At 68.9% G+C, this 20650-nt stretch carries 20 protein-coding genes and 3 tRNA genes; 11 read left to right on the top strand and 12 right to left on the bottom strand.

Features of this window, described 5'->3' with window-relative positions:
- Positions 1-82: 82 nt before the first annotated feature.
- Genes J3476_RS01465 through J3476_RS01475 form a run of 3 tightly spaced genes read left to right on the top strand, consistent with a single transcriptional unit; the run spans position 83 to position 2485 of the window.
- Positions 83-784, top strand: coding sequence for a YciI family protein (locus J3476_RS01465; RefSeq protein ID WP_207064849.1), 702 nt, complete (start codon positions 83-85; stop codon positions 782-784).
- A 5-nt stretch (positions 785-789) separates the two neighbouring features.
- Positions 790-2079, top strand: a complete 1290-nt coding sequence (locus J3476_RS01470) for an RNA polymerase sigma factor (protein WP_207064850.1) — start codon at positions 790-792, stop codon at positions 2077-2079.
- A gap of 46 nt (positions 2080-2125) precedes the next feature.
- On the top strand, positions 2126-2485 hold the full coding sequence (locus tag J3476_RS01475) for a hypothetical protein (protein ID WP_286182489.1): 360 nt from the start codon (positions 2126-2128) through the stop codon (positions 2483-2485).
- 437 nt (positions 2486-2922) lie between these two features.
- On the opposite strand, the gene rplA is transcribed toward J3476_RS01475, so the two are convergent.
- From rplA to J3476_RS01530, 11 genes are all read right to left on the bottom strand, one after another.
- Positions 2923-3630 (bottom strand): 50S ribosomal protein L1, encoded by a 708-nt coding sequence (gene rplA, locus J3476_RS01480; RefSeq protein ID WP_152515647.1) that lies wholly within the window; start codon positions 3628-3630, stop codon positions 2923-2925.
- A gap of 139 nt (positions 3631-3769) precedes the next feature.
- A complete protein-coding gene (gene rplK / locus J3476_RS01485) occupies positions 3770-4198 on the bottom strand; it encodes a 50S ribosomal protein L11 (RefSeq protein ID WP_207064851.1) in 429 nt (142 codons plus the stop codon).
- Between the two features lie 70 nt (positions 4199-4268).
- A complete protein-coding gene (gene nusG / locus J3476_RS01490; protein ID WP_221349521.1) occupies positions 4269-5120 on the bottom strand; it encodes a transcription termination/antitermination protein NusG in 852 nt (283 codons plus the stop codon).
- A 28-nt stretch (positions 5121-5148) separates the two neighbouring features.
- Positions 5149-5616 (bottom strand): preprotein translocase subunit SecE, encoded by a 468-nt coding sequence (gene secE, locus J3476_RS01495; protein ID WP_207064852.1) that lies wholly within the window; start codon positions 5614-5616, stop codon positions 5149-5151.
- A 74-nt stretch (positions 5617-5690) separates the two neighbouring features.
- Positions 5691-5763: transfer RNA gene (locus tag J3476_RS01500), tRNA-Trp, on the bottom strand.
- 167 nt (positions 5764-5930) lie between these two features.
- Positions 5931-6485 carry a (3R)-hydroxyacyl-ACP dehydratase subunit HadC gene (gene hadC, locus J3476_RS01505; RefSeq protein WP_207064853.1) on the bottom strand — a complete coding sequence of 185 codons (555 nt, stop codon included), beginning with the start codon at positions 6483-6485 and terminating at the stop codon, positions 5931-5933.
- Positions 6486-6497: 12 nt separating this feature from the next.
- Complete coding sequence (hadB, locus tag J3476_RS01510) at positions 6498-6926, bottom strand: (3R)-hydroxyacyl-ACP dehydratase subunit HadB (protein WP_207064854.1); 429 nt, start codon at positions 6924-6926, stop codon at positions 6498-6500.
- Positions 6913-7392: a (3R)-hydroxyacyl-ACP dehydratase subunit HadA gene (gene hadA / locus J3476_RS01515; RefSeq protein WP_207064855.1), complete on the bottom strand. Its 480-nt coding sequence runs from the start codon at positions 7390-7392 to the stop codon at positions 6913-6915. Before hadA ends, hadB begins: the two co-directional genes overlap by 14 nt.
- 58 nt (positions 7393-7450) lie before the next feature.
- The gene (gene rpmG, locus J3476_RS01520) at positions 7451-7618 is read right to left on the bottom strand and encodes a 50S ribosomal protein L33 (protein WP_003929651.1); all 168 of its coding nucleotides are present in this window, start codon (positions 7616-7618) and stop codon (positions 7451-7453) included.
- A 41-nt stretch (positions 7619-7659) separates the two neighbouring features.
- Positions 7660-7733: transfer RNA gene (locus J3476_RS01525), tRNA-Met, on the bottom strand.
- 51 nt (positions 7734-7784) lie between these two features.
- Positions 7785-7857: transfer RNA gene (locus J3476_RS01530), tRNA-Thr, on the bottom strand.
- Between the two features lie 201 nt (positions 7858-8058).
- Between J3476_RS01530 and J3476_RS01535 the strand changes: the two genes are divergently transcribed.
- The 5 genes from J3476_RS01535 to J3476_RS01555 all read left to right on the top strand — a co-directional run bounded on the left by J3476_RS01535 (position 8059) and on the right by J3476_RS01555 (position 12095).
- The gene (locus J3476_RS01535; protein WP_207064856.1) at positions 8059-8775 is read left to right on the top strand and encodes an MBL fold metallo-hydrolase; all 717 of its coding nucleotides are present in this window, start codon (positions 8059-8061) and stop codon (positions 8773-8775) included.
- Between the two features lie 16 nt (positions 8776-8791).
- Positions 8792-9115 carry a DUF2510 domain-containing protein gene (locus tag J3476_RS01540; RefSeq protein ID WP_207064857.1) on the top strand — a complete coding sequence of 108 codons (324 nt, stop codon included), beginning with the start codon at positions 8792-8794 and terminating at the stop codon, positions 9113-9115.
- A gap of 60 nt (positions 9116-9175) precedes the next feature.
- Positions 9176-10210: a DUF2235 domain-containing protein gene (locus J3476_RS01545; RefSeq protein ID WP_207064858.1), complete on the top strand. Its 1035-nt coding sequence runs from the start codon at positions 9176-9178 to the stop codon at positions 10208-10210.
- Between the two features lie 75 nt (positions 10211-10285).
- Entirely contained in the window at positions 10286-10987 is a 702-nt protein-coding gene (locus J3476_RS01550) for a crotonase/enoyl-CoA hydratase family protein (RefSeq protein ID WP_207064859.1), read from the top strand.
- A gap of 118 nt (positions 10988-11105) precedes the next feature.
- Positions 11106-12095 (top strand): magnesium transporter CorA family protein, encoded by a 990-nt coding sequence (locus J3476_RS01555; protein WP_207064860.1) that lies wholly within the window; start codon positions 11106-11108, stop codon positions 12093-12095.
- On the opposite strand, the gene J3476_RS01560 is transcribed toward J3476_RS01555, so the two are convergent.
- Positions 12073-13176 (bottom strand): NAD(P)/FAD-dependent oxidoreductase, encoded by a 1104-nt coding sequence (locus J3476_RS01560; protein ID WP_207064923.1) that lies wholly within the window; start codon positions 13174-13176, stop codon positions 12073-12075. The genes J3476_RS01555 and J3476_RS01560 overlap by 23 nt on opposite strands.
- 133 nt (positions 13177-13309) lie before the next feature.
- On the opposite strand from J3476_RS01560, the gene J3476_RS01565 reads away from it, so the two are divergent.
- The 3 genes from J3476_RS01565 to recB are packed head-to-tail and all read left to right on the top strand — an operon-like array spanning position 13310 to position 20648.
- Positions 13310-14044: a DUF3060 domain-containing protein gene (locus tag J3476_RS01565; protein ID WP_207064861.1), complete on the top strand. Its 735-nt coding sequence runs from the start codon at positions 13310-13312 to the stop codon at positions 14042-14044.
- Positions 14045-14085: 41 nt separating this feature from the next.
- On the top strand, positions 14086-17361 hold the full coding sequence (gene recC, locus J3476_RS01570) for an exodeoxyribonuclease V subunit gamma (RefSeq protein ID WP_207064862.1): 3276 nt from the start codon (positions 14086-14088) through the stop codon (positions 17359-17361).
- Entirely contained in the window at positions 17361-20648 is a 3288-nt protein-coding gene (gene recB, locus J3476_RS01575; RefSeq protein WP_207064863.1) for an exodeoxyribonuclease V subunit beta, read from the top strand. Before recC ends, recB begins: the two co-directional genes overlap by 1 nt.
- The last annotated feature ends 2 nt before the right edge of the window (positions 20649-20650 follow it).

The raw sequence follows: 20650 nt of genomic DNA on the forward strand, positions 1-20650 counted from the left end.
GTGTCGGATTGACGCGCGCTCATTCGTCAGTCAGGTAGAGAGTGGGACGCGAGGTCCTGCTCCCGGACAGGAAGACACGACGATGCACTACTTCGCGCTGCTGCTGCACCCGGAACGCACCACTCCGCCGTCGCCCGACCAGCAGGCCGTCGAGATGGCCGAGTGGGAGCGGTTTCACGAACGCGCCGCCTCGGCGATCCGGGCCGGTGATGCCCTGGCCCCGGCGGCGGGCGCCGTGCGCATCACCGGCGGACCCGACGCTCCCGTCGTCACCGAGGGCCCGTACGCCGAGGGCGCCGAGGTGGCCGGCGGCTACTACGTGTTCGAAGCCGACGACCTCGATGCCGCGCTGGCGATCGCCCAGGACATCCCCGCCGCCCGATTCGGTGCCGTGGAGGTGTGGCCGATGGTCGAATGGCGCACGCCCGCCCGTGCGTTGGCCGCGGACTGGTTGGCGCTGCTGCTGGAACCAGTGGAAACCGCGTCCGCGCCGGGCAGCGCGGAGTGGAACGACCGAGCACGCGCGCACGAAGCGTTCGGGCGGGCGGCCGACGAGCACATCCTCACCGGCGCGGCGCTGCACCACCACAGCACAGCCACGACGGTGCAGGTCCGGGACGGCAAGGCGGCACTGACCGACGGGCCGTTCGTCGAGGGAGCCGAGGTGGCCCACGGGTTCTACGTCCTCGCAGCCTCCGACCGTGACGAGGCCGTGAAGCTGGCCTCGATGATCCCCGCATCCACCGTCGAGGTGCGCCGGCTGGCGGGGATTTCGGGCCTGTAGGACAGGTGAGCGCACTGGACGGCGTCTTCCGCCGACACTGGGGCCCGGCGGTCGCCACGTTGGCGCGCTGGAGCGGTGACCTGTCGATCGCCGAAGACGCCGTCCAGGAAGCGTGTGCCGAGGCGGTCGATGCCTGGTCTCGGGACGGCATGCCCGACAACCCCGGCGCCTGGTTGGTCCGGGTCGCGCGCAACCGGGCCCTCGACCGCATCCGACGTGAATCCCTGCGTCCGGGAAAGGAGTTCGCCGCCGTGCTGGACGACATCCGCACCCGTACCGAGCGGACTCCGCCACCGCATCCCGTCCGCGATGACGAGCTGCGGATGATGTTCACCTGTGCGCATCCGGCGCTCGACCGGGTGTCGCAGCTGGCGTTGACGCTGAGGTTGATCTCGGGTCTGAGCGTCGCGGAGATCGCGCGGGCACTGCTGCAGACCGAAGCCGCCGTGGGCCAGCGCATCACCCGCGCGAAGAGCAAGATCCGGCAGGCCAACATCCCGCTTCGGGTTCCGCCACCGCACATGCTCCCCGAGCGCACCGAGCACGTGTTGAGCTGCATCTATTCGGTGTTCACCGAGGGCTACTGGTCGACGGCCGGACCGTCGGCGATCCGGGACGACCTGTGCGACGAAGCCGTCCGGATCAGTGCCGAGCTGTGCGCTCTGCTCCCGGACTCCCGCGACGCGCAGGCACTGGCGGCCCTGATCCTGTTGCACGATTCGCGGCGGGACAGTCGCGTCGACCGCGACGGGGCCCTGATCCCCCTCGACGAGCAGGATCGGCGGGCCTGGAGCAGGAGCAAGATCACCCGCGGGTTGCAACACCTGCAGAACGCGGCGGGCGCCGCCGGGCCCTATCTCCCGCAGGCGGTGATCGCCGCGGTGCATGCGACCGCGCCGGCCTGGCAGAGCACGGATTGGGACACGATCTGCATCGCCTATGACCGCGTGATCGACCTGACCGACTCACCCGTAGCGCGAGCGAACCGCGCCCTGGCGATCGGTTTCCGCGACGACTTCGCCGCCGGGTTGGCCGCGTTGGACGCCGTGGCCGACGACCCGCGGTTGGCGCGCTCGAGCACGGTGGCGTCGATCCGGGCAGATCTGTTGCGCCGGGCGGGCCGCTTCTCGGAGGCCGCGCGGTGCTACGAGCAGGCTCTGGCAGTCAGCGGATCCGCGCCGGCCCGGGCGTTTCTGCGCCGACGCCGCGACCTGTGCCGCCAGATCGGGGCCGCTGCCGGTGACGCCGTCAGCGGGCGCACTACCGCAGAACGACGCACGACCGCAGAACCATAGGGAAACGCCCGATTCCCCCGCCGCCAGACGCCGATACGGTCGGGCGATGACCGACGGCCGACGCGCCGAGAGCTACCTCGCGGAGTGGTATCTGCCCAATCTGGCCGAGCCGACCGTGGACGATGTCGTGGCCCGACTGTCCGCGGCGGCGTCGGCCGTCACCGGCGAAGGAACGCCGGTGCGGTTGACGATGACTCTTGCCAACCCCTCCGACGAGGTGCTCTACGGCGTGTTCGATGCCGCCTCGTCCGAGGCCGTCGTCCTCGCGTGCCAACGCGCGGGCATTCCGCATCTGCGGCTGTCGACTCCGGTGGTGGCGCGAGTCGACCGGCGCTCACATGGTTGCCCAGATGCCGAATCGCCACGCGATATACCGGAAAAGCTCGCACCGCCGTCGGAAATCTAGTTTGCTGTCGAACTTCTCGGAGCTGCGCCCCGCGTCGGTGCGTGGCGTACCCGCGTGCCGCCAATGCGGGAAAAGTACTGGAAAAGGCCTTTCCGCACCCGAACATCACGGTTGAACTCTCATCCGTGACCATTCGGTGATATGTTGCTGCGGGGGTGCTTCTCGACCACCACATCGAGGTTCGCGGACAGGGGGACGCGGGCGTCGATCGGCCGGGCAGGGCCGAGCCGCCGTTCGTGGGGGGCGGTAGGTAGCGGCCGCAGCCAGGCAAGTGGTGGCCGAGGAGCACTCCCAACAACGTGAGAGACGCAAAACCCCGCACCGTTCAGGTGCGGGGTTTTGACGGTCTGGTCGGTCGGCTCCGGCTGACGCCTGGCCCTGTTCTTTTAAGCCTCCGTGCCGGTCTGGTCGGCTCCGGCTGACGCCTGGCCCTGTTTTTAAGCCTCCGCGAAGTTCCGGGTGACCGACGGATCCACCTGGATCCCCGGGCCCGTCGTCGTCGACACGACGACCTTCTTCAGATAGCGGCCCTTCGACGACGACGGCTTGGCGCGCAGGATCTCGTCGAGCGCGGCGCCGTAGTTCTCAGCCAGCGACTTCTCGTCGAAGGAGGCCTTGCCGATCACGAAGTGCAGGTTGGCCTGCTTGTCGACACGGAAGTTGATCTTGCCGCCCTTGATGTCGGCGACGGCCTTGGCCACGTCCGGCGTCACGGTACCCGTCTTGGGGTTGGGCATCAGGCCACGCGGGCCCAGGATGCGCGCGATCCGGCCGACCTTGGCCATTTGATCGGGCGTCGCGATCGCGGCGTCGAAATCCAGGAACCCGCCCTGGATCCGTTCGATCAGGTCGTCGCTGCCCACCACGTCGGCGCCGGCGGCCTCGGCGGCCTCGGCCTTGTCACCGACGGCAAACACCGCGACACGGGCGGTCTTGCCGGTGCCGTGCGGCAGGTTGACGGTGCCGCGCACCATCTGGTCGGCCTTGCGGGGGTCGACACCGAGGCGGATGGCGACCTCGACGGTGGCGTCCTGCTTCTTCGACGACGTCTCCTTGGCCAGCTTCGCAGCTTCCAAGGGCGTGTACAGCCGGGTCTTGTCGACCTTCTCGGCCGCTTCGCGGTATGCCTTGCTGATCTTGCTCATTGGTTCTCCTGTTCAGAAGTTGTGGTTGCGAGCCGATGCCAGCTCTCCCACGATTTCTCTTGCGTTGAGACTGCAGTCACGGCGATGTTCACTCGAACTTCGTCGCCGTCAGCGCAGTCTCGACGAAGGAATCACTCGACTACTCGACTGCGATCCCCATGGACCGGGCGGTGCCGGCGATGATCTTCGACGCGGCGTCGATGTCGTTCGCGTTGAGATCTTCCTTCTTGGTCTCGGCGATCTCGCGCACCTGATCCCAGGTCACCTTGGCGACCTTGGTCTTGTGCGGCTCACCGGAACCCTTCTGCACGCCCGCCGCCTTGAGCAGCAGCTTCGCTGCGGGCGGCGTTTTCAGCGCGAACGTGAAGGTGCGGTCCTCGTAGACCGTGATCTCCACCGGGATGACGTTCCCGCGCTGCGACTCGGTCGCGGCGTTGTACGCCTTGCAGAACTCCATGATGTTGACGCCGTGCTGGCCGAGTGCGGGACCGACCGGCGGGGCGGGGTTGGCCTGCCCGGCCTGGATCTGCAACTTGATCAGCCCGGCGACCTTTTTCTTCGGGGGCATTGTTCCTTTCCTTTCTGCACGATTCGGGCGCAGTTCGGCACGTCAGAGGTGACGGACTACACCGGAATCGCTAAATCTTGGCGACCTGGTTGAAGGTCAGTTCCACAGGGGTCTCGCGCCCGAAGATGGACACCAGAACCTTGAGCTTCTGCTGCTCGGCGTTGACCTCGCTGATGGACGCGGGCAGCGTGGCGAACGGACCGTCCATGACGGTGACCGACTCGCCGACCTCGAAGTCGACCTCGATGGCGGGCCGCTCGATGCCTCCGGTCTCGGTCGCCGCCGCGGCGGTCGACGCAGCGGCCTTGCCCGGCTTCTTCGCCGCGGCCGGCGGCAGCAGGAACTTCACCACGTCGTCCAGCGTCAGCGGCGACGGCCGCGACGTGGCACCGACGAATCCGGTCACGCCCGGGGTGTTGCGCACCGCGCCCCACGACTCGTCGTTGAGCTCCATGCGGACCAGGATGTAGCCGGGCAGCACCTTGCGGTTGACCTGCTTGCGCTGGCCGTTCTTGATCTCGGTGACCTCTTCGGTGGGCACCTCGACCTGGAAGATGTAGTCGCCGACGTCCAGGTTCTGCACGCGGGTCTCGAGGTTGGCCTTCACCTTGTTCTCGTAGCCGGCGTAGGAGTGGATGACGTACCACTCACCCGGCTTGAGGCGCAGCTCCTTCTTCAGGGCGACGGCCGGGTCTTCGTCCTCGTCCGGCGTGGCGGCTGCGTCGGCACCTTCGGTCTCGTCGGCCACCTCGGCCGGCGCGGCGTCCTCGTCGGCGCCCACCGCCCCGGTGTCCAAGGTCTCGCTGTCCATGGTCTCGGTGTTCAAGGTCTCGGCATCCGTATCGGCCTGGCTGGTGGTCTCGTCGACGTCCACGGTGTCGACGGTGTCACCCGAAGGCGCTTCGCCGTCGAAGCTAGTCACAGGTCAGTCCTCTCTCAATGTCACTACGTCAGCCGAAAACCAGCATCACGAGCTTGCCCAGGCCCAGGTCGGCGAATCCGATCATCGCCACCATGAAGGCCAGGAAGACCAGCACGACGGTCGTGTAGTTGACCATCTGCTTGCGGTTCGGCCAGATGACCTTCCGCAGCTCGCCGACGACCTCCTTGAGGAAGTTCACGACGTAGGTGATCGGGTTGCTCGACGGACCGTCCTGCGGCTTGCGGGCGGTCTTCTTCACCGCCTTCGAGCCGTTCTTGGACCCGTCGTCCTTCGAGCTGCCGCTTTCGGTGTCGGGTTTGTCCTCGACGTCGTCGGTCTGGGTGTCGACCACGCGCCGCGACCGCTTGCCGGTGGGCCGCTGCGGGCGGGTCACCAGCGCGGAATGGCTGCGGTTGTCACCGTCGTCGGTCGCCGCGCCCGTCGCTGCGCCGCTGTCGGTGCCGGCTGAGCCTGCACCGTCGCGCTCGTCGCTCACCGCTGCTTCCTTCTCTGATCGTCGGTCGTGTGCGTCACCTTCCAGTGTCCACACTTGTCGAGTATCCAGTTGAGCAGGGGCGACAGGACTTGAACCTGCAACCTGCGGTTTTGGAGACCGCTGCTCTGCCAGTTGAGCTACGCCCCTTCATGGACCACACCGCTGACCCTGCCATACGGAGCCAACACCGTTGTCCGGCGCCGGGGCCCACACAATTCGCGCGCTCCCCGTTCGGTCGATCAAGGCCCGACGGACAGCGCGCTCAACTGGGAAAACCCCGAGGTCCGAGTGTAGCGCGCCGGGCCACCGAGTTACTAATCCGCGACGCCGGCTTCCTCGCCGCTCTCACTCGTCTCGGCTTCGCGGGCGACCGGTTTGCGCACCACCTGCCCCGTCTCGGGATCCCACCCTGCCGAGATCGAATTGTCACCTTCGTGGCCCATCAGCGTGGTGAACGACTCCATCACGATCTCGCCGGTGTGGTCGGTCAGCACGTTGCGAGTGGTGACGATGTCGGCGCCGAAGCGCTCGTCGACGGTCTGGACGTGCATCGTGCCGTCGAGCCGGTCACCCTCCCTGATGGGGCGGTGGAACAGGAACTTCTGGTCGACCTGGATGATCTGCAGCGTTTCGAAGCCGACGTCGACGTGCTGGAAGAAATGCCGTTGGATCATCACCGCGAAGATCGACATGAACGTCGGCGGGGCGACCAATCCGTCGTGACCCAGGTCCGAAGCGGCGGTGACGTCGTGCGAACCCGGATCGAACGCCTTCACCGATGTGGCGTACTGGCGGATCTGCTCGCGGCCGACGACGAAGGTGTCCGGGTACTTCCAGACCATCCCGCGGATGTCTGTTTTCAGTGCCATGTCCGTGCCCGCCTACGCCAGCTTCGCGACGGCGACGGCGCGACCGAAGATCTTCTTGCCGCCGGCGGTCGCGGTCAACGCGATCGTCACCGACTTGGACTCCGGATCAGCGGACTTCACGCGGCCGTTGAAGACGATGTCGGCGCCCTTGCCGTCGTTGGGCACCGGGACGACGGCGGTGAAGCGCACGTTGTACTCGGTGACGGCACCGGGGTCACCCACCCACGAGGTCACGTATCCGCCGCCGAGACCCATCGTCAACATGCCGTGGGCGATCGCGGTGTCGAGACCGACCTGCTTGGCGATGTCGTCGTCCCAGTGGATCGGGTTCAGATCGCCGGACACGCCGGCGTAGTTGACCAGGTCGGCCCGCGTCAGGGTGATGACCTTCTCGGGCAATTGATCGCCCACATTGACCGAACCGAACTCACGCAGTGCCATGTGAAAAGCCACTCTCTCCGTCTTCTTCGCTGCGTCCAGCAAGGGTGGTGTAGGACTCCTGGACGACATCGCCGTTCTCGTTGCTGACGATGTTCTTGGTGACGATGATGTCGGTGCCGTGCGCCTTGCGGATCGAGTCGATCCACACGTCGCAGTACAGCTTGTCGCCGGCCTTGATCGGCCTGACGAACTTGAGCGACTGGTCGACCTGGACGATCTGCGCGTCGCTGATCGCGATGTTGTTGGCCGCGAACATCGCCGACTGCGCCTGATAGCCGAATACCGAGATGAACGTCAGCGGGGCAGGCAAGGCGTCGTATCCCAGTTCGCCGGCCGCTGCGTCGTCGAAGAAGGCGGCGTCGTCGTTCTTGACCGCGGTCGCGTACTCCCGGATCTTCTCGCGGCCCACGACGTAGTGGTCGGGATAGCGAAAGTGCGCTCCGACGAAGTCATCCAGAAAGGACACGGGTGATGAACCTACCTAGTCGGCCCCGGCCATCGCGAGATGGACCCGGCCGGTTCGCTCAGCGCGACTCTTTGTGAGCCTGGTGCTTGCCGCAGTTGGGGCAGAACTTCTTGATCTCCAGGCGGTCGGGATCGTTACGGCGGTTCTTCTTGGTGATGTAGTTGCGGTGCTTGCACACCTCGCAGGCCAAAGTGATCTTCGGCCGTACGTCGGTACTGGAGGCCACGTCAGTCGTCCTTCTTCTTCTACGTTCAGTGCACAGGTCTGTAGCGGTGGGGGGGCTCGATCCCCCGACCTCACGATTATGAGTCGTGCGCTCTAACCAGCTGAGCTACACCGCCCCGGCCGGATCCGGGCTGGGCGCTTTCGCGTCGCTCCGCCCTTTTCCACCGAGCCCCCTAACGGAATCGAACCGTTGACCTTTTCCTTACCATGGAAACGCTCTGCCGACTGAGCTAAGGGGGCCGCGACCCACCGTCGAGTGGCGGGCCATAAAGAGGGTACATTCTCCCGGTTTCAGGCGCCAAACCGCTGGTCGTTGCCGCTCTTCGGGCGGGTGATCGGGCTGTCGGCGCCCATTCGCCCGAGCGGGACCATCGTTTCGTTGCGTGCGCCGGGCGACCCTGATCTCGATTCGGCGCCCCGCGGATGCATACGCTGGCCGGTATGGCCGACACCGAGCGTCTCTACTTCCGGCAGCTGCTGTCGGGCCGCGACTTCGCGGCCGGCGACATGATCGCCCAGCAGATGCGCAACTTCGCCTACCTGATCGGGGACCGGCAGACCGGTGACACCGTCGTGGTGGATCCCGCCTACGCGGCGCAGGATCTCGTGGACGTCCTCGAGGCCGACGGCATGCACCTGTCCGGGGTGCTGGTGACCCACCACCACCCCGACCACGTCGGTGGCTCGATGATGGGGTTCACGTTGAAGGGGCTGGCTGAGCTGCTCGAGCGGGTCAGCGTCCCGGTGCACGTCAACGTCCACGAGGCCGACTGGGTGGCCAAGGTCACCGGGATCGCGCGCAGCGAGCTGACCGCGCACGAACACGGTGACAGGGTTCTGGTCGGCGACATCGACATCGAGCTGCTGCACACCCCGGGCCACACGCCGGGCAGCCAGTGCTTCCTGCTCGACGGTCGGCTGGTCGCCGGCGACACCCTGTTCCTGGAGGGTTGCGGCCGCACCGACTTCCCCGGCGGAAACGTCGACGACATGTTCCGCAGCCTGCAGGCGCTGGCGCACCTGCCCGGTGACCCGACCGTGTTCCCCGGCCACTGGTACTCGGCGGAGCCGAGCGCCGCACTGTCGGAGGTGCGCGGCAGCAACTACGTCTACCGGGCGGGCAACCTGGACCAGTGGCGCATGCTGATGGGCGGCTGATCCGGAGAAAGCGGTGATGCCGCCCGATGAAGACCAGCCGCACGTGTCTGCCGGCTGGTATCCCGACCCGAACGGGTCGGGTGGGCACCGTTACTGGGACGGCCACACCTGGACCGGGTACCGGGCAGCCCCAGCGCCTCCGCGTCCCGCACTCGACGACGGCAGGCACACCTTGCTGGTGCGGTACCTGGTCATCTGTCTCGGGCTGCTGGCGGTGCTGCTCGCGCTGATCATCTACGCGGCATGCAGCGTCGGGGACACCTCGATGATCGTCCCCGCCGCCGCGCCCCGGGACACCGCCGTCCCCGCAGCGGTCGATCTGCCCGGAATCGCCCGCTGAGCAGGCCGTTCTGGCAAAGTAGGACCCGGCGCCGTCAGCAGTCTCACGTCGGGGGTCTTCGTGAAGAACATCGCGCTGTGTTTCGACCGTGTCCGTGATCGGCGCGGCCCGGGAACCTCGCCGGGTGTTGCCACCAATGCCGCCGCGCTGACCGAGCTGCTCGTCGCCGACGACCAGCAGTTGGTGTGGTGGTGTCCCTGCCCCACCGACGTCCACCGGTTCACGTCCCGCCGTACGCACCCGGACTCGGCGCGCGCCCGCGTCGCCGCGGCCTACACCGTGCTCGTGGAGCGTTGGTCGCCCGGCGACCGCCTCTTCCTGTTCGGGTCCGGACGCGGAGCCGCGTGCGCCCAGGCCCTGGCCCGCCTCCTCGGCGCCGTGGGCGTCGTGCGCGCCGCCGAGCTGACCGGGTGGACGACCGCCGAGTTCCGCCAGTACGTGCTGGCCACCTACGCCGTGCCGCGCACGCCGCGCGAACCGTCGGACTGGCAGCGGGTGCGGGAACTGGCGAGCCAGATCTCCGGGGGCGACGACGTCGCCGTCGAGGTGCAGTATCTGGGTCTGTGGGACAGCACGCCCGTCCCCGGTACCCCGCGGGCGGGCGCTCTCGAGACGCTGCCCTCTGTGCGCGCCGCGCGTCACGCCCGCGCCATCGACGGCAGCGCCCACTCGCTCGCCCCGACTGTCGGTCCCGACTCGCCTGGCATCGAAGAGGTCTGGTTCCGCGGAGCGCACTGCGACGTGGCGGGCGGCCCGCACGCCTGCGCGGCGCTGGCCGAGCTGTCCCTGGACTGGGTGCTCGACGGCGCGGTTCGCGCCGGCATAGTGATCGATCCGTCAGTCCGGGCCCACGGCGCGCCGGCGCCGGATCTCGCCGACATCGCCCCCACTCATCTGCGTCCGCTGCCCGGCGCCCGAGTGCCCGCCGGCGCGGCAGTCCACGCGAGTGTGCAGACCTACCTGCGGGCACATCCGTCCTATTGGCGGCGGTTGCCGGCCCACTTCGTGTGGGCCGACCCGGAATGGGCCGCCCGGGCCGAACGGCTGGCGGATCCGGTGGAGGTGCGTGGACCGCAGCTGGTGGGTTCTGGCTGAACGGCTCGTCACCCCGGGGGCGCCGACGGCGAGAACGCTGCTACGTTCGGTCCGGCTGAACCCGACAGGAGGACCATGACCGGCATCGTTTCCTACGAACTCGCGGACTCCGTGGCGACCATCGCTCTGGACGACGGCAAGGTCAACGTCCTCGGGCCCGCCATGCAGAGCGCCATCAACGAAGCGCTGGACCGGGCCGAGGCCGACTCCGCCAAGGCCGTGGTGCTGGCGGGAAACTCGCGGGTGTTCAGCGGCGGGTTCGACCTGGCGGTCTTCCAGTCCGGTGATCCGGCGGCAGCGCTGGGCATGCTCTCGGGCGGGTTCGAGCTGGCGGTGCGGACGTTGACCTTCCCGGTGCCGGTGATCATCGCCGCGACCGGGCCGGCCATCGCGATGGGCTCGTTTCTGCTGTGCTCGGCCGATCACCGCGTCGGCGGGCCGAAGTCGCGATGCCAGGCCATCGAGGTGGCGATCGGCATGACCATCCCGATCTCGGCCATCGAGATGATGCGGATGCGGTTGACGCCGGCGGCGTTCCAGCGCGCCACGGCCCTGGCATCGACCTATGTCGGGGACGAGGCGATCGCGGCGGGCTGGCTCGACGAGATCGTCGACGCCGATCAGGTCCTGTCCCGGGCCCAGCAGGTGGCCCAGGAGGCGGCCACGACGCTGAACGCCGGGGCTCATCTGGCCACCAAACTCAAGGCGCGGGAGAACGCACTGAAGGCGATCCGGGCCGGAATCGACGGCCTGGCCCAGGAGTTCACGCTCGGCTAGGTATCGGCGGGCTGGGCCCACGCGGAATAGGATTCCTGGCTGTGATCAAAGGCCCGATCGCAGCCCTGACTTCTCACACAGCGCGCCCAGCCCCGGCAGCGTCGGCGATGATGATGCGGTGACACATGTGCGCGGTCGCGTGTGGCGGCACGGCAAACCCGTCGACGACTTCGTCTTCAGCGAGATATCGGACTGCCTGGCCGCCGAGGACACGTTGGTGTGGTGCGACATCTACGACCCGGACCACGAGATCCTCACCGACCTGGCCGAGGAGCTCGCCCTCAATGCGTGGGCGGTCGAGGATGCGCTCGCCGACGCCGAACGCACCAAGGCCGTCGTCTACAAGACGCACACGTTCTTCACCGTCTACGGCGTGACGGTCAAGTCGCCGGCGCCGGAGGACATGTCGGAGTCCACCCTGGAGATCCACCGCGTCTCCGGGTTCGTGCTGCCCCGCGGCCTGATCACGGTGCGACTGTCGCCGCACTTCGACATCGACACCGTCTCACGCCGATTCGACGAGCTCGGCGGTCAGGAGCACGGGGTCGGCTCGCTCGTGCACGGGCTGCTCGACGTCATCGTCGACGGTCACTTCGACGCGGTCCAGGCCCTCGATGACGGCATCGAGGGCCTGGAGGACGATTTGTTCGACGGGTCGGCCCGGGCAGACCTGCAGCGCAGGACATTTCAGTTGCGCAAAGACCTGGTCGCGTTGCGCCGCGTGGTGCTGCCGATGCGCGAAGTGGTCACGGTGATCCAGCACCGCCGGATGGACGCCAAGACGGCTCCCGAGCTCGACCCGGTCTACGCCGATCTCTACGACCACGTGCTGCGTGCCTCGGAGTGGACGGAGTCGCTGCGCGACATGATCACCACGGTGTTCGAGACGAACCTGTCGATGCAGGACGCCCGCCTGAACGTGGTGATGAAGAAGCTCACCGGATGGGCCGCGATCATCGCCGTGCCCACCGCGATCACCGGCTTCTACGGCCAGAACGTCGCCTATCCGGGCATCGACACGGTCGGCGGTTTCGCCACCAGCTCGGCGGTGATCGTGCTGTTGGTGATCGTGCTGTTCGTGATGTTCAGGAAACGGGACTGGTTGTAGCGACCAGCCGCCCCACGATGTCGCCGCCGTCGTGGTAGGTCGCGACGAAGCCGTCGCGTTGGTCCACCACACGGCATCGCTCGTACGGGCCTCCCCAGCCGCGGTAGGCCAACCGGGATGTGCCTATCGTGCACGAGAACCCGCTTGCGGTGTCCCATTGTGCGGGGACCCCGGCGGCGGTCAGGCCGGCGACGCGTCCCTGCAGGGCCGCGTCGCGCCAGTGCTCGGAGACGACCTGCCGTCCGGCGGCGACGTTGTAGGCCAGCGTGACATCGCCTGCGGCGTAGATGTTGCGCGCCGACGTGCGCATCTGCTCGTCCACGACGATCCGTCCGGCGCGGATGGTCAGGCCGGCTTCGGCGGCGAGCCGCACGTCGGGCCGCACGCCGGTCGCCGCCACCACGACGTCCCCGTCCACACTCTCACCGCCGGCGAGGACCACGCCCGACTCCACGACCGCCGTGACATCGGCCGATCCGACGAAGCGCACCCCGGCGTCGAAGAGCATCTTGACCACCCGCTCGCCGACGTCGACACCGAATCGTCGCAGCAGCGGCACCGGTTCGGGCGCGACGACGGTGGTGGCCACTCCGAGCGCGGCGAGGCAGCCCGCGGCCTCACAGCCGATCAGACCCGCGCCGATCACCACGGCGGTGCCGGCGTGCCGTGCCGCCATCTTCAACGCCACCGCATCGGCGAACGAGCGCAGCGGCTGCGCGGTGCGGCCGCCCGGCACGGCCGGTGGTACCGGGGCGGCACCGGAGGCGATCACCAGATGCCAGTAGGGGTAGCGGGCACCGCCCGCGGTGACGACCTCCTGGGCGTCGACGTCGATGCGCTGCACCGTCACCCCGCGCAGCAGGTCGATGCGGTTGCGCTCGAACCAGCCCTCACTGTGCAGATCGAGGTCGGCGGGCCGCCCGCACAGGAACTGCTTGCTCAGCGGCGGTTTGGCGTAGGGCAGGGCGGGGTCGCTGGACAGGATGCGCACAGGAATGCCGCGGTGCCGGGCGCGGAACGTCTCCGCCGCGCTGACACCGGCAGGACCACTGCCGATGGCCACCAGACCTGCCGCCACCATGTCGCAGGAATACCACCGCACCGATGCGGCGAACCCTGACGCTGCGTGGAGGTCAGCGTTTGGTCAGATCGGCCGTCGGCACGTCGGCCGAACAACCGTTGAGCAGCGACGATCGGTGTGCAACCATCTGCGCATGGAGCCGGACGGGGACCCCGAGGCGCGCATCCGCGACCTCGAGCGCCCGCTTGCCCAGCAGGCCGACGCCAGCGAACTGGGCACCCCACCGTATCGATCGGCACCCCCCTCTGACGGATCAGGTCCGCAGTACCGGCATCAGGACGTCCCGGGCCATGTCCAGCCCCCGCCGTGGTCGGCGCCTCCGCCGTCCGGTCCGCAGTGGGGTTCGCCGTACTATTCGCCGCCTCAGCATGTGGTGCGCAAGAGCAGCAGACTGCTGTGGGGGCTACCGCTGACCATCCTCGGGGTGGTCGTGGTCGGAATGGCGGCGTTGCTCGCCGTGCACGTCGCCCGGACCGCCGGACCCGGGGCCGACGGTCCCGTCGCACCGACCATCGCGGGAGGCGGCGGGCGGCTCGACACGCCCGTCGCCGAGCCGCGCGAGCCGCGCACCGTCGAGGCCGATCCAGCCCCCACCGTCGTCGCTGGCCAGTCGCTGAGCGTCAGCGGCATCGATGAACAGCGCAGCGTGGTCTGCGCCGGCGGCGCGGTCAGTGTCAGCGGGATGCGCAACTCGGTCGACATCCGAGGCGAGTGCGCGGTGGTCACGGTCTCGGGGTTCGACAACGTCGTGACGGTGGAGTTCGCGCAGAGCATCACCGCCTCGGGTTTCGACAACCGCGTCACCTATGCCCGCGGCGAGCCGCAGATCGGTAACTCCGGCCTCGGCAACGTGGTGGAATCGGGCTGAGCCGGTCGCCGCCGCGCGGGGTGACCGTACTGTGAACGGCGATGGCGCTTCATCTCCATCGGGCCGACCGCACCGATCTGCTCGCCGACGGACTCGGTGACGTGCTGGCCGCCCCTCTTGCCGATCCGTTCGCCGAGGATCTCGTGTTGGTGTCGGCGCGCGGCATGGAGCGTTGGCTCAGTCAGCGTCTGTCCCATGTCTTGGGCGCCGGCCCGGGCGGCGACGGCGTCTGCGCCGGGGTGACGTTTCGTCACCCACGTTCGCTGCTCGCCGAACTGACCGGCACCGGTGACGAGGATCCGTGGGCACCGGACGCGTTGGTGTGGCCGTTGCTCGAGGTCATCGACGCCGGTCTCGACGCACCCTGGTGCGCGACGCTGGCCGCCCATCTCGGGCACTTCGACAGTGGTGAGGAACGTGAACTGCGGTTGGGTCGCCGCTATGCGGTGGCGCGCCGGCTGGCCGGGTTGTTCGATTCGTATGCCCGGCAACGCCCGCAGCTGTTGATCGACTGGCTCGACGGTGACACCGGGGAGCTGGGGGCCGATCTGCAGTGGCAGCCGCAGCTGTGGCGCGAGCTGGTCGACCGCATTGCCGCCGACCCGCCGCACGTGCGGCATGCCCGGGCCGTGGCCCGGTTGCGCACCGCGCCCGGCGATCTACCCGCCCGGGTGTCGTTGTTCGGTCACACCCGACTGCCCCGCACCGACCTGGAACTGCTCGAGGCGCTGTCGGTGCACCATGACCTGCATCTGTGGCTGCCACATCCGAGCGGGGCGCTGTGGGATCGACTGACCGAGGTGTGCGGTGCGGTGCCGCGCCGGGCCGACACCAGCCATCGTGGCGCCGCACATCCCCTTCTGGTGACACTGGGCCGCGACACCAGAGAGCTGCAACGCATCCTGCCCGCCGAGCGCGCCACCGACGAGCACCGCCCGGCTGGGGCCCGCCCGGACACGCTGCTGGGCTGGCTGCAGTCCGACATCGCCGCCAACGCCGTTCGCCCCGAAGGCCGATCGCTCGCAACAGATGACCGTTCGGTGCAGGTGCACAGCTGTCACGGCGCCGCCCGGCAGGTCGACGTCCTGCGCGAGGTGCTGTTGGGGTTGCTGGCCGACGACCCGTCGCTGCAGCCCCGCGACATCCTGGTCATGTGCCCCGACATCGAGACCTACGCGCCGCTGATCGTGGCCGGGTTCGGGCTCGGTGAGGTGGTGGGCGATCCCCACCCGGCGCATCACCTGCGGGTGCGGCTCGCCGACCGGGCGCTGGTCCAGACCAACCCGCTGCTGGGTCTGGCCGGGCAGCTGCTCGCCCTGGCCGCGGGCCGGGCCACCGCCAGTGAGGTGCTCGATGTGGCCGTGGCGGCGCCGGTGCGGGCCCGCTTCGGGTTCACCGACGACGACCTCGACGCCGTGACGGCCTGGGTGCGCGAGGCCAACATCCGCTGGGGTTTCGACTCGACGCACCGCGAACCTTTCGGAGTCGGCGAATTCATCCACAACACTTGGCGTTTCGGCATCGACCGCATTCTGGCCGGGGTGGCGATGTCCGATGATTCGCAGGCGTGGCTGGACACCACGCTGCCGTTGGACGACGTGAGCAGCAACCGTGTCGAACTGGCAGGCCGGTTGGCCGAGTTCGTCGCGCGGCTGCAGGCCACGGTGCAGGCCTTGTCGGGGACGAAGCCGCTGCGGCAGTGGCTGACCGCGGTGTCTGACGGCGTCGCATCGCTGACCGCGGTCGACGACGACAATGCCTGGCAGGCTTCGCAATTGGAGCGTGAGCTCGCCACCATCCTGGCCGATGCGGGCCCGCGGGCCGAGACGGTGTTGCGGCTGCCCGATGTGCGGGCCCTGCTGAGGCGCCAGCTGAGCGGACGGCCGACCCGGGCCAACTTCCGCACCGGCACGCTCACGGTGTGCACGATGGTGCCGATGCGCGCCGTACCGCACCGGGTGGTGTGCCTGGTCGGTCTCGACGACGGCGTGTTCCCGCGCTCCGGTGTCGTCGACGGTGATGACGTGCTGGCCCGCGATCCGCTGACCGGTGAGCGCGATCCGCGTTCCGAGGACCGCCAGCTGCTCCTCGACGCGATCTGTTCGGCGACCGAACGGCTGGTGATCACCTATACCGGCGCCAACGAGTACAGCGGCGCCCACCGTCCGCCCGCCGTTCCGCTCGTGGAGCTGCTCGACGCGCTGGACGGGACCACCCCTGAGCCGGTCAGCGACCGCATCGTCATCCGGCATCCGTTGCAGCCCTTCGATGTTCGCAACGTGACCCGCGGTGCACTCGGCATGCCGGCCGACACGCCGTTCACATTCGACCCGACCGCGTTGACAGCGGCCGAGGCCGCCTCGACGGACCGCGGCCCCGAGCCCGGCTTCCTGAGCGGACCGGTGACCGCACCGCTTGCCGCAGACGTCGCGCTGAGCGAGCTGACCGCGTTCGTCAAAGACCCGGTGAAGGGGTTCTTCCGCGCGCTGGACTACACGCTGCCGTGGGACGTCGACGGCGTGGCCGACGCGATACCCGTGGAGATCGACGCGTTGCAGGAGTGGGTCGTCGGAGATCGGATGTTGCAGGACATGCTGCGCGGTCATCCGCCCGACCGGGCACGCCAGATGGAGTGGCGGCGCGGCTCTCTGCCGCCCGGGCGGCTGGGTTGGCGCAAAGCGCAGGAGCTGCGCGACCAGGCGGCTCAGCTCGCCACCGCCGCACAGCCACACCGCGACTCACAACCCCGCGCCTTCGACATCGACCTGCAGCTCGGCGGCGGTCGCCGGCTCACCGGCACGGTGCCCGGGGTGCACGGGCAGCGCATCGTCGAGGTGACCTACTCCAAACTCGACGGTCGTCATCTACTGGAACCGTGGCTCGCGCTGCTGGCATTGGCGGCGTGCCATCCCGGCGGTGACTGGACCGCGCTGGTGATCGGCCGAGGCCGGCGAGGGCACGAACCCGTGCAACGGCTGCTGGGCGCGCCCGCGCACGCGGTCGCCGTGCTGACAGATCTGGTCGCCATCTACGACGCCGGCCGCAGGGAGCCGCTGCCGCTGCCGGTCAAGACGTCCTATGCCTGGGCGGAGGCACGCCACACCGCCGGGTTGCCCGAACGCGACGCCGCCGCGAAGTGGAAGTGGGACAGGGACGAGCCCGCCGTGCAACGGGTTTGGGGCGTGGGCGCACCGTTGGACGTCCTGCTCGAGCCGGTGCGAGACGGCGAGGAGTTCGACGGCGAACGCACCCGGCTCGGTGCTTACGCGGCACGGCTGTGGTCACCGCTGCTGCGTGCCGAGAGGACCGGGCACTGATGCAACGGTTCGATCTGCTGGGGCCACTGCCCGCCGCCTGCTCGACGACGGTGCTGGAAGCCAGCGCCGGCACGGGAAAGACTTTCGCGCTGGCCGGCCTGGTGACCCGCTACCTCGCCGAGGGCGTGGCCACATTGGACGAGATGCTGCTGATCACGTTTTCAAGGGCGGCCAGCCAGGAGTTGCGGGAGCGGGTGCGCCGGGCCGTCCTGGACACTCTGCATGCGCTCGATCATCCCCACGATCCGACCCACAATGACGTCGTCCGCCACATCGTCGACGGGTCGCCGGCCGACCTCGCCGCGCGCCGGGAACGTCTGCGTGATGCGCTCGCCGGTTTCGACGCCGCGACGATCGCGACCACCCACCAGTTCTGCCATCTGGTGCTCAGATCGCTGGGCGTCGCCGGGGACACCGACGCGGGGGTGACGCTCGTCGAAAGCCTCGACGACCTGGTCACCGAGATCGTCGATGACCTGTACCTGGCGCACTTCGGGGCGGCGCCGGGCGAACCGGTGCTGACCCGCAAGGACGCGCTTCGGCTGGCCCGGGAGGTGGTTCGGAATCCGCACGCGCAGTTGCGGCCCACCGACCCCGCACCGGGTTCGGAGCCGGCCGTGCGGGTGATGTTCGCCGAAGACGTTCTGCGCCAACTGGACCAGCGCAAACGGCGGCTCGGCATCCTCAGCTACGACGACCTGCTGTCCCGGCTCGCCGACGCGCTGCGCACGCCCGACTCCCCCGCACGCGCCCGCATGTACCAGCGCTGGTCCATCGTGATGGTCGACGAATTCCAGGACACCGACCCGGTGCAGTGGCAGGTCATCAACCGCGCCTTCTCCGGCCGGTCGACGGTGATCCTCATCGGCGACCCCAAACAGGCCATCTACGGTTTCCGCGGCGGCGACATCGTGACCTACCTCGACGCTGCCCGCGGCGCCGCTGATCAACGCACCCTGAGCGTGAACTGGCGCAGTGATCGTGCGCTGGTCGACTGCCTGCAGGTGGTGCTCGGTGGCGCCGAACTCGGCGACCCCGACATCAAGGTCCGCGAGGTCTCGGCCCACCACCAAACCCGCCGGTTGACGGGCGCCCCCCACGGCGAGCCGTTTCGGATGAGAGTCGTCGGCCGCGACACCTTCGGTACCCGTCAGGGCAGCACGATCCCGATCGCGAAGCTGCGCCGGCACATCTGCGCCGACCTGGCCGCCGACGTGGCCACGCTGCTCGGCAGTGACGCGACGTTCGACGGCGCCCCGGTCCAGGCCCGCGACATCGCTGTCATCGTCGAGTTGCACGACGACGCCCGCCGCTGTCACGAAGCGCTCGCCGCCGCCGGAATCCCGAGCGTGTACACCGGTGACTCCGACGTCTATCGCTCGCCGGCCGCCGACGACTGGCTCTACCTGCTGGAGGCATTCGACCAGCCGCACCGCAGCGGCCTGGTGCGCGCGGCGGCCGCGACCCGGTTCTTCGGCGAGACCGCCGAGAGCCTCGCCCGCGGCGGCGACGAGCTGACCGACCGCGTCACCGAGACGCTGCGGGAGTGGGCCGATCACGCCCGCGAGCGCGGCATCGCCGCCGTCTTCGAGGCGGCGCAGCAGAGCGGGCTGAGCCGCCGCGTGCTGTCCTATGCGGGCGGTGAGCGGCACATGACCGACCTCGCCCACATCGCCCAGCTGCTGCACGAGACCGCGCACCGCGAACACTACGGCCTTCCGGCGCTGCGCGATTGGCTCCGCACCCAACGCGAGGCCCGCGGCGCCACCGAACACAGCCGGCGCCTCGACAGCGATGCGGCGGCAGTGCAGATCATGACGGTGTTCGCCAGCAAGGGGCTGCAGTTCCCGGTGGTGTATCTGCCGTTCGGGTTCAACCGCCGGCTGCACGACTCGGAGTTCGTCGGTTTCCATGACGGCCACACCCGATGTCTGCACATCGGCGGCCCGGACAGCCCCGACTTCAACCCGGTCACCGTCCAGGGCGGTCACGAGCAGGCCGGTGATCACATCCGCCTGACGTATGTCGCAATGACCCGCGCGCAGTCTCAGCTGGTGGCCTGGTGGGCGCCCGCGTGGGACGAGCCGAGCGGCGGGCTTTCGCGTCTGCTGCGGGGCCGCGGCCCCGGGGAGTCCACGGTGCCCGACCGGTGTCCGGACCGCGTGACCGATGACGAAGCGCGGACCAGACTGCGCGAGTGGGAAACTGCGGGCGGTCTGGTGCTCGAGGAGTCCGTCATCACCCCGGCCCCGGCACCACCGCCCATCCCGTCCCCTCACGGGTTGGCGGTGCGGCATTTCCACCGCTCGATCGACACTACGTGGCGGCGCACGTCGTACTCCGGGCTGATCCGCGACGTCGAGCCCGCCGGGGTGAGCAGCGAACCCGAAGTCGCCGAACTCGACGACGAGGTGGGTGAGACGGCAGGTTTGACACCGGCGCCGGCGGCCGCCGGCGTCGACATGTCCTCACCGATGGCTGCACTGCCGACCGGGGCCAAGTTCGGCACCCTCGTGCACGCTGTGCTGCAGACCGCAGATCCGTTCGCCGCCGACCTGGCCGCCGAACTGGCGGAGCAGGTCGAGGTGCACTCGGTATGGTGGCCGGTCGACGTGCCGGACAACGAATTGGCGGCCGCACTGGTGCCGCTGCACGACACCCCGTTGGGTCCGCTGGCCGGCAACACCACCCTGAGGCGGATCGGTCTGCGGGATCGCCTGACCGAACTCGACTTCGAGCTCCCGCTGGCCGGTGGTGACGCCGGCGACCGGACACCCGACATCCGACTCGCCGACGTGGGCGCGTTGCTCGCCGCCCATCTGCCGGCCGCCGATCCACTCGCCGGGTATTCCACGCGGCTCAGCAGCGCACCGCTGGGGCGGCAGTCGTTGCGTGGGTATCTGACCGGCTCGGTGGACGCGGTGATTCGCCTCGACGACAGATACCTGGTGGTGGATTACAAGACGAACTGGCTCGGCACCTCTGATGCGCCGCTCACCGCTGCCGACTACCGGCAGCCCAGGCTGGTCGAGGCGATGCTGCATTCCGACTATCCCCTGCAGGCATTGCTGTATCTCGTTGCACTGCATCGTTTCCTGCGTTGGCGGCAGCCGGGTTACGACCCGGAGCGCCATCTCGGCGGCGTGTTGTATCTGTTCTTGCGTGGAATGTGCGGCCCCGCCACCCCGACAGAGGACGGCGTGCCCGCCGGGGTGTTCAGCTGGCACCCGCCGGGCGCGCTCGTGGCAGCGTTGTCCGACCTGCTGCACACGGGAGCCACCCGGTGAAC

This window comes from Mycobacterium sp. PO1 (assembly GCF_017312405.1).
GTDB lineage: Bacteria > Actinomycetota > Actinomycetes > Mycobacteriales > Mycobacteriaceae > Mycobacterium.